This window comes from Streptomyces sp. NPDC003077 (assembly GCF_040611095.1).
GTDB lineage: Bacteria > Actinomycetota > Actinomycetes > Streptomycetales > Streptomycetaceae > Streptomyces.
Window position 1 is genome coordinate 23,605 of sequence record NZ_JBEXNM010000088.1, and the last position, 7,460, is coordinate 31,064.

Here is a 7,460-nt window from a genome sequence, read left to right on the forward strand (position 1 = left end):
CGGCAGCGGCACCGGCGTTCCCGGCCCCCGGGGACCGCCCGACCGGCTCCGGTCACGCCGAGGCCCTCGCACGCTCGGGCAGCCGGGACGGCCCGGCCGTCCGCACGGCGTCGTACGACTCGGCCAGTTCGCCCGCGTAGGCGAGGATCAAGTCGTGGGACCGGTACCGCCCGCGCCGTCGCGCCGTCAGCAGGCGGGCCCGCACCAGCTCGCCGACGGCCGCGGCGGCGACGCGCGGGGAGAGCCCCGCCAGGGCCGTCAGGTCGCTCAGGGTCGCGTCGTCGCCCGGGTGCGGGGGCAGCAGCCGGAACAGGCGCGCGGCCGACTCGGACAAGGCGCGGTAGGACCAGGAGAAGGCGGCGCGCACGTCGTTGTCCAGGTGGTCGTCGTCGAAGCCGTCCAGACTCCGGTCCGCGCGGGCCAGTTCCGCCGCGATCCGCGGCAGCGGGTGCTCGGGGTACGAGGCCGCGCGGGCGGCGACGACGGCCACGGCCAGGGGAAGCCGGCCGCAGCGGTCGACGATCCGCCGCACCGAGCCGGCGTCCGCGTCCGGCCGGACCCCCTCGACACGTCGCAGGAAGCCGGCCGTCGCCTCGTCGGCGGACGGCACTTCGAGCGTCGCCAGGTGGGCTCCGTGGGCGGCGGCCAGCCCGGTCAGCCGCGTGCGGCTGGTCACGACGACCATGCACTCCGGCGTGCCCGGCAGGAGCGGTGCGACCTGCTCGACGCCCTGGGCGTTGTCCAGGACCACCAGTACGCGGCGGCCGGCCAGGACATTGCGGTACAGCGTGGCGCGGGCGTCCGGCTCGTCGGGCATCCGCTGTCGGGGGACGTCGAAGGCGTGCAGGAATCCGGCCAGGACGTCGTGGGGGTCGGCCGGATCGCCGTGGGGTGCGAAGCCCCGCAGGTCGGCGAAGAGCTGTCCGTCGGGGAAGTCGGGCAGGGCGCGGTGGGCCGCGTGAACGGCGAGCGCGGTCTTGCCGACGCCCGGGATGCCGTCGATGGCCAGGACGCGCGGAGCACCGCCGCGTTCTCCTGCCATCGCCGTCGCCTGCCGCAGTTCCTCCCGGCGGCCGGTGAAGCAGGAGAGGTCGGCCGGGAGTTGCGCCGGGAGCCGCGAGGGCGTCAGGGGAGGGGCGGACCGGCCCGGCTGCGGGGCGTCGTCCCGGTCCGTGCCGTCGCCGGTGCCGCCCGCTCCCGGATCGGTGGCCGGCTGCCCGCACAGGACGCGGTCGTACGCCGAGGACAGCTCCCGGCCGGGATCGACCCCGAGCTCTTCCGCCAGGCGGTGGCGGACGTCCTGGTAGAGGGCCGCGGCCTCGGCCTGTTCGCCGTCGTCGGCGAGGGCGAGCAGGAGGCGCGCGACCAGGGCCTCGTCCAGCGGATGGCGCTCCACGGCCCGGCGCAGGGGGGTCAGGACGGCCGCGGCGCGTCCGCAGCGGACGGCTGTCTCGGCCGCTTCGCACACGGCGGACACGTATTCGTGCTCCAGCATCATGAACGGGGGATGGCTCCGGCCGAGGGGCTCCGGACCGGGGGTGCGGCGGTTCCGCCACAGCCCCAGGGCGGTGACGAAGAGATCCACGGCCGTCGTCGGCTCACCGGCCGCCTGGGCGCGGCGGGCCCGGTCGACCAGGTCCCGGAACCGCAGGAGGTCGAGACTGTCCGCGTCGACCCGCAGGCGGTACCCGCCGGCCTGCCGGGTGAGCCACCGCCCGGCCGACCCGGCCGGGAGACCCGGTTCCAGCAGACGGCGCAGTGCGCCGACGTACCGGTGCACCGCGTTCGCCGCGCCGGCAGGGGGACGGCCCTCCCACAGCAGCTCGACGAATTCGCCCATGGGGACCGGCCGGCCTCCGTGCGCCGGCAGAGCCGCCAGGACGAGGCGTTGCTGCTTGGGCCGGACCGGCAGCTCGTCGTCACCGCGCCAGACCCGGACCGGGCCGAGGACGGAGAACCGGACGCTCGGCTCGCCCGCGGCGGGCTGTGGCCTGGGCAACGGGATCTCTCCTCTAATGTCGGCTGGTGCGCCGCCGCTGTCCGGCCGCGCGGAGACCGCCGCGCGGCGCGACGCCGTGGACACCAGCGCGACGCGATGAATACGACCGGTCACTTCACCCGGCGACGAACGGTCCGCACGTGTTGCGGAACCCCACCGTCCCGCGTCCGGCGGCGTACGGCCTCCTGGTTTGCGGTGGGGATGCGAGGCGGCCGGAGAGCGGAGGTACACGTCGGGTGACCGGACCGCTGCCCGGCCGGAGACGCACGCCGGTTCTTCGGCCGCCCCATGGCGGCGCGGTCCTGTGCCAGGCCCACGCGACCCGGGGAGAGCCGCGGGAGCACGCCGCGTGAGGGCGTTGAAGGCGTCCCGAGCGGCGGCGACCCGAAGGAGACGGTGCCGGGTGCCACCAAGTCGCGCGACGCCCCCGGTGGCACGAAGACGCCCCGAGCCCGCGGCAGGACCACCACGGGAGCTGATTCCCCCGCGGGGACTGGGCGGCGGAGACGTACAGGGTGCAGGGACTGCCACGTTCCCCGTGCGCCCGGGTCATCGCCCGGACGGCGTCGCGGGCGCTGTCGCCGGCCTCCACGACGGCACGGAGGCGACCCGGTCGGCCCTCGGTGGCCCGGGGGCCGCGGCGGGTGAGGGGGCGCGCCGCCTCGGCCCACCCTGGGTGCGGGAGGCGGAAGGTCCGTGGAGTCCTCCGCGTTCTCCCCGGCGCCCAGGGCTGCCGGGCGGGAGCACCCGTCAGAAACCGGTCATCGTGATCTTGCCGATGGCCTTGCCGGACTCCAGGACGCGGTGCGCCTCCCGAAGGTGCTCGGCGTTGATCTTCCCGAGGTCGGTGGTGGCCGTGGTGGTCAGGATCCCGGCGTCCACCAGCCGGGAGACCTGGTCGAGGATGCGGCCCTGTTCCGCCAGGTCGGCGGTCTGGTGCAGCGACCGGGTGAACATGAACTCCCAGTGGAAGGAGATGCTCTTGGACTTCAGCAGACCGATCTCGACCGGGCCGAAGTCGTCGATGGCCACGATCCGTCCGAAGGGCTTGACGATGTCGGCGTAGGCGGCCAGGTTGCGGTCGGTTCCGGTGGTGCCGAAGACGAGGTCCACGCCCTCCGGGGCGACTTCGCGCACCTGCGGGGCGAGGGGCTCGCGGTGGTCGACGAGGTGCGCGGCCCCCATGCGCCGGGCGAACTCGGCGGTCTCGGGGCGGGAGGCGGTGCCGATCACCGTGAGACTGGTCAGGGCGCGGGCGAGCTGGGACACCATGGCGCCGACACCGCCCGCGGCGGCGGTGACCAGCAGCGTGCCCGACTGCTTGAGTGCGTCGGTGTGCAGACCGAGGTGCTCGAACAGCCCCTCCCAGGCGGTCAGCGACGTCAGGGGCAGGGCCGCCGCTTCCGCGAAGGAGAGCGAGGCGGGCTTGTGGCCGACGAGGCGTTCGTCCACCGCGTGGAAGCGGGAGTTGGCGCCGGGCCGGTCGATGGCTCCGGCGTAGAAGACCTCGTCGCCCACCCGGAACGAGGTGACCTCTTCGCCGACGGCGACGACGGTGCCCGCCGCGTCCCAGCCGAGGACCTTGGGCTCACCGCCGGGGTCGTTGTTCTGCCGGACCTTGTAGTCGACCGGGTTGACCGCGACGGCCTCGACCCGCACGAGCAGGTCGCGGGGTCCCGGCTGCGGTACCGGCAGGGTCGTGTCCACAAGGCTCTCCGCGTCGTCCACCGGCAGGCTCTTGAGGTAGGCGACGGCGGGCATGGTCTGCGGGATCTGGATCATGACTGTTCCTCCTGGTCGTTCACAGCGGGCCACCGCTGTGTCGGCAACGTAGCTCTGAGCAGGTAGTAACCTGCAAGGACTGTTACTTCCCCAAGGGAAGTAACCTGGTGGGAGAGGTAATAGGGGAGAGGGAGAGAGAGCATGGTGACGCGCTGCGGGACCCAGCGGCACGACCATCACGACGTGTACGCCGCCCAGTGCCCGTGCCGCGAGGTGCTGGACCTCCTGGCCAACAAGTGGTCGGCGCTGGCCATCGGTGCGATGGAGGAGGGGCCGCAGCGCTTCGGAGCGCTGCAGAAGCGGCTCGAAGGCGTGAGCCCCAAAGTGCTCACCGCCACGCTGCGCCGCCTGCAGGACCGGGGTTTCGTGGAGCGGACCGTCTACCCCGCGGTGCCCCTGCACGTCGAGTACGAACTGACCCCGCTCGGCCGCAGCGTGGCGCACCCCCTGGCCCAGCTGCGGAACTGGGTGGAGGACCACATGGACGAGATCGCCTGAAGGCCGCCGCCGGAGGCACCGTGGCCGGCCCGTGTACCCGCGGGTGGCGCGGAGGCGCCGGTCAACCGCCCAGGAACGCGTTGACCTCGCGGGCGAAGTCCTGCGGGTGCTGGAAGAGGAAGCCGTGCCCGGCGTCGCTGTAGAGGACGGCCTTGGCGTCGGGCAGCCGCTGGGACATCGCGTACGTGGCGTAGGCGTGGATCATCACGTCGTGGGCGCCGTTGGCGACCAGCACGGGAAGGGCGAGTTCCCCCTGGCGGTCCCAGTAGCCCCGGAAACCGCTGATGGCCGCGATCTGGCCGCGGAACGCCTCGGGGCCCACCACGGCCTTCGACTCCGTCAGGCGCCGGTCCAGCCGGCGCAGGGAGGCCAGCCCGGCCGCCCGCGCCTTCTCCGTCTCAGGGAAGAACAGGTAGAGGAAGTCCTCGTCGTCGTTGACGACCTTGCCGGTGATCCGCGCGACGCGTGGCGGCGGAGGCGGCAGGTCGGGCACGCCGCCCGGGGAGCTCCCGGCCACCACCAGGCGGTTGACCAGACCGGGAGCGGTCAGGGCCACGCCCTGCGCGACGATGCCGCCCATCGACCACCCCAGGACGTCGATGTCCTCCAGCCCCAGCGAGCGGACGAACGCCAGGGTGCCGTCGACCAGGCCCTCCATGGCCGACGGAGGCGCGCCGGTGGAGAAGTTGGTGCCGCGGTTGTCGAAGACGACGACTTCCCGCTCGGCCGCCAGCGGGTCCGGCAGTGCCGGGTCCCAGTGGTCGATGGTTCCGCGCAGGCGCGTGTGCATGACCAGCGGTCGGGTGCCGGCGCGGCCGAAGCGGCGGTAGGCGAAGCGTTCGCCCCGGGGTCCCTCCACGTACCGGGTCTCGGCCTGATCGGCCAGGTAGGCGGGCATGGAAGCTCCTGTCGTCTCGAATGGTGTCCCGCTGGGACGGATGTGTGACGGCCGGTGAGCCGGGACATGGTGCGCCGGTGGACGGCCGATTCCGCGGGCCGGCCCCACGGCGGCGCACCATCGGCGTGGGCCTGGCTTGGGGACACTTCGCGGTCCCCGCGCCGAGGCCGGCGGTGCCCGGGGCCCGCCCTATCGCGCGGCCTGCTCGCGGGCCCGGGCGACCGCGGCCGCGACGGGGCCGCGGTGCGGTGGCCCGTGTCCGGGCAGGACGGTGTCCGCGTCCAGTTCCTCCAGCGCGGACAGGGCGTCACGGGCCCCGGGGACGTCGGCGTGGAACATGTCGGGCAGCAGGTGCGGACCGGTTTTCCGGGACGTGGGATGGGCCGTGACCAGCGCGTCCCCGCTGACGAGGATGCCGAGCGAGGGCAGGTGGTACGCGCAGTGGCCCCCGGTGTGCCCCGGCGTGTGCACGGGCACCGGCCCGCCGGGCAGGTCCAGCGGCCCCGTCGTGCCGAACGCCCGCGGCTCGGTGACGGGTACGTGGGCCGTTCCCCCCGAGCGGATCGCGCGCACCGCCCACGGCACGACCCCGGGACGCCAGGCACGGGCCAGCACCGCGCCGACCGACACCTGGTGCAGGAACTCGCGCCGCGCGTGCGGCACCTCCCGCTCGTGCATGAGGACGGGGGTGCCGTGTGCGGTGTGCAAACGCTCGGCCGCCCCGATGTGGTCGTTGTGCGCGTGGGTGATGAGGATCGCTGTCACGTCGCGCGGCCGGAGACCGATGGCACCGAGCGAGGCGACGACCTTGTCGTGGTCGCCGGGGTAACCGGTGTCGATGAGGGTGGCCTCGCCGCCGTCACGGATGACGATCCAGTTGGTGTTGCTCCCCGAGACCAGGAAAACCCGGTCGTCGACGCGGACGATGCCCTTCATGAGCGGGGCGTCGGGCATGAATGCTCCTTTCGCTGCCGCGTCGCACGGACGTCGTACGAGCACGGCCGGCGGGGCCGACGGGCGTGCGCCCGAGGCTCGACAAGTGCGCGACGTGGTTGGTACGTATCAAAATTCCAGGGGCTTTCCCCGCTGCCGGCGACGAGGCCGAAGCGAAACATGTATCTCATTGCCCCGCCCGCGGCGGCAGGATGCCCCCGGGAGTGCCATGCCGTCCCCCGAGGACCGCCCTGCCCAGACGGCCGGCGAGTGCCGGACCGTTCGGGCGAGCTGTTCCTCGGTCGGTTGGACGGAAGCCGGCGCGCCCAGGACCTCGGGACGGTCCGCCGATCCCGGAAAAGTGGGGTCGCCATCGCGGTGACCTCTTGGGCGCGGGTCGCGCGCGTCCGTGCCTCAGAAGTCGGCCAGGGACAGCAACTCGTCGGTGCTGAGCACATCATGGGCGATCAGCGCGTAGCGGTTCACCATCTGCTCGTAGGAGTCGGCGTCGCCGTCGGGCGCGGTCGCGTCCTTGACGAGGGTCACCCGGTAGCCGCGCTCCATGGCGCTGCGGGCGGTGGACTCCACGCACATCGTCCCGATCATGCCCGCCACGGCGATGTGCTCGATACCGCGGCGCTTGAGCTGGATGTCCAGGTCGGTGGTGGCGAAGACGTCGAGGTTCTTGTGCGGGGCGATCGTCACGTCACCGGGACCGGGCCGGAAGTCGGGGTGGAACTCGGCGCCCCAACTGCCCGCCTCGAACATCCGGTTGTCGAACATCACGCGGTGGATGCCGGAACGGTGCTTCCAGTCCCCGTACTCCTCGTCCGTGTAGGACATCGGCGAGAAGAAGGCCGGATAGCCCTTGCCGCGGAAGCCGGCCAGCAGCCGCCTGAGGTTGTCCAGGGTGCCGATGCGCTCGAACTCCGCCTTGAACCCGGGATATCCCTTGCCCTGCTCGGCGAAGACCTCGTTGACGGTGTCGATCAGGACGAGGCCGATCGGGGCGGACGGACTGGTCATGCGCGCGTTCCTCTCTTCTGACGCACCGCTGCGGTGCGTCCCGGCAGGTCCGGGCGGCACACAGGAGCGTGTGCCGCCCCCAGGGGCCCCACCACTCGCAGCATGTCACCGGGCGGCGGCCGCGCCATCGGTCGTCTGACTGACCGTGTGCCCGCCGGCGGTCGGCCGTCACGGTCGCGGCGAGGACGCGAGCCGCGGTGACCGGTGACCGGCGACCGCGCGGGACGGCGTACGCGGTGCCGGCGGCCCTCGCGGCGCTCCGTGACGTGACCCGGCCGCACACCTGAGAGCCCCCCGGAACGCAAGAAGCACCGGGGGGCTCTC

The 7,460-nt window shown here is 73.4% G+C and carries 6 protein-coding genes; 1 reads left to right on the plus strand and 5 read right to left on the minus strand.

The genetic code is table 11. The features are described from left to right. Positions 1-52: 52 nt before the first annotated feature. A complete protein-coding gene (locus ABZX96_RS34535) occupies positions 53-1,999 on the minus strand; it encodes a BTAD domain-containing putative transcriptional regulator (protein ID WP_355552350.1) in 1,947 nt (648 codons plus the stop codon). 750 nt (positions 2,000-2,749) lie between these two features. Further along, complete coding sequence (locus ABZX96_RS34540; protein WP_355552353.1) at positions 2,750-3,781, minus strand: zinc-binding alcohol dehydrogenase family protein; 1,032 nt, start codon at positions 3,779-3,781, stop codon at positions 2,750-2,752. Between the two features lie 141 nt (positions 3,782-3,922). Here ABZX96_RS34540 and ABZX96_RS34545 point away from each other — a divergent pair, with 141 nt between their 5' ends. Next, positions 3,923-4,279: a helix-turn-helix domain-containing protein gene (locus ABZX96_RS34545; RefSeq protein WP_355552356.1), complete on the plus strand. Its 357-nt coding sequence runs from the start codon at positions 3,923-3,925 to the stop codon at positions 4,277-4,279. 61 nt (positions 4,280-4,340) lie between these two features. On the opposite strand, the gene ABZX96_RS34550 is transcribed toward ABZX96_RS34545, so the two are convergent. The 3 genes from ABZX96_RS34550 to ABZX96_RS34560 all read right to left on the minus strand — a co-directional run bounded on the left by ABZX96_RS34550 (position 4,341) and on the right by ABZX96_RS34560 (position 7,136). Then, positions 4,341-5,177, minus strand: coding sequence for an alpha/beta hydrolase (locus ABZX96_RS34550; RefSeq protein WP_355552359.1), 837 nt, complete (start codon positions 5,175-5,177; stop codon positions 4,341-4,343). A gap of 189 nt (positions 5,178-5,366) precedes the next feature. Further along, complete coding sequence (locus ABZX96_RS34555; RefSeq protein WP_355552362.1) at positions 5,367-6,131, minus strand: MBL fold metallo-hydrolase; 765 nt, start codon at positions 6,129-6,131, stop codon at positions 5,367-5,369. 393 nt (positions 6,132-6,524) lie between these two features. After that, a complete protein-coding gene (locus ABZX96_RS34560; RefSeq protein ID WP_355552365.1) occupies positions 6,525-7,136 on the minus strand; it encodes a cysteine hydrolase in 612 nt (203 codons plus the stop codon). Between the last annotated feature and the right edge of the window lie 324 nt (positions 7,137-7,460).